Annotated in this window: 2 protein-coding genes; both read left to right on the top strand. The window is 62.2% G+C overall.

Annotated elements, in window-relative coordinates:
• On the top strand, positions 1-836 hold an 836-nt coding region (locus HMPREF0980_RS18360), incomplete at its 5' end, for a transketolase family protein (RefSeq protein WP_049730518.1).
• An 80-nt stretch (positions 837-916) separates the two neighbouring features.
• Positions 917-1,164 (top strand): FGGY family carbohydrate kinase (locus tag HMPREF0980_RS18355; protein ID WP_242847446.1); only part of this gene is annotated, 248 nt, incomplete at its 3' end.

The raw sequence follows: 1,164 nt of genomic DNA, 5'->3' as shown, positions 1-1,164 counted from the left end.
GGGGGAGCGCGTCGTTCACGCCGTTCGCAGACGGGCTGCCGGAGCAGTTCGTGGAGACGGGGATCGCGGAGCAGAACCTGGTGAGCATCTCGGCGGGGCTTGCGAAGTGCGGGAAGAAGCCGTACGCGGCATCGCCGGCGTGCTTCCTGTCGACGAGGAGCTATGAGCAGTGCAAGATAGACGTGGCGTATTCGGACACGAACGTGAAGCTGATCGGGATCAGCGGAGGGGTGAGCTACGGAGCGCTGGGGATGAGCCACCACTCGGCGCAGGACATCGCGGCGATGTCGGCGGTGCCGAACATGCGGGTGTACCTGCCGAGCGACCGGCTGCAGACGGAGCTTCTTACGAAGGCGCTGCTGGAGGATGAGAAGCCGGCGTACATCCGGGTAGGCCGGAACGCGGTGGAGGACGTATACGAGGAAGGGAAGGTGCCCTTCGAGATGGATAAGGCGACCTTCGTGACGGAAGGGAGCGACGTGGCGGTGATCGCCTGCGGGGAGATGGTGAAGCCTGCGGCGGACGCGGCGGAGCAGCTGCGTGAAGAGGGGATCGGAGTGACGGTGGTAGACATGTACTGCGTGAAGCCGCTGGACCGTGCAGCCATCATCAGGGCGGCGACGGGAGCGAAAGCGGTGGTGACGGTAGAGGAGCACGCCCCGTACGGAGGCCTGGGATCGATGGTGAGCCAGGTGGTCGGGAGCGAATGCCCGAAACGGGTGGTGAACCTGTCGCTGCCGGATGCGCCGGTGATCACGGGGACCTCGAAGGAAGTGTTCCGGCATTACGGGCTGGACGCAGAAGGAATTGTAAAGACAATAAAGGGAGTTTTGTAGGAATTTGCATAGGGGTCAGACCCCTGTGGCTACAGGGGTCTGACCCCTTTCGTACAACCCTTATGATTGGAGGGGAAAAGATGTCAGACAATTATATCATCAGCATAGACCAGAGCACCCAGGGGACGAAGGCCCTCCTCTTTGACGGGAGCGGCCGCCTGATCCGCAGGGCTACCGGCATGAACCTCTCCCCCTACTTCCCGGCGTCCAAGATCGCCTGGATACTGGAGCATGTGGAAGGGGCAGGAGAGAAGGCGGCCGCAGGTGAGATCTGCCACGGCACGATAGACAGCTGGCTCATCTATAAGCTGACCGACGGGAAGTCCTA

Source organism: Dorea sp. D27, from assembly GCF_001185345.1.
Taxonomy (GTDB): domain Bacteria; phylum Bacillota; class Clostridia; order Lachnospirales; family Lachnospiraceae; genus Extibacter.
This window is presented reverse-complemented; position numbering and strand designations above follow the sequence as displayed.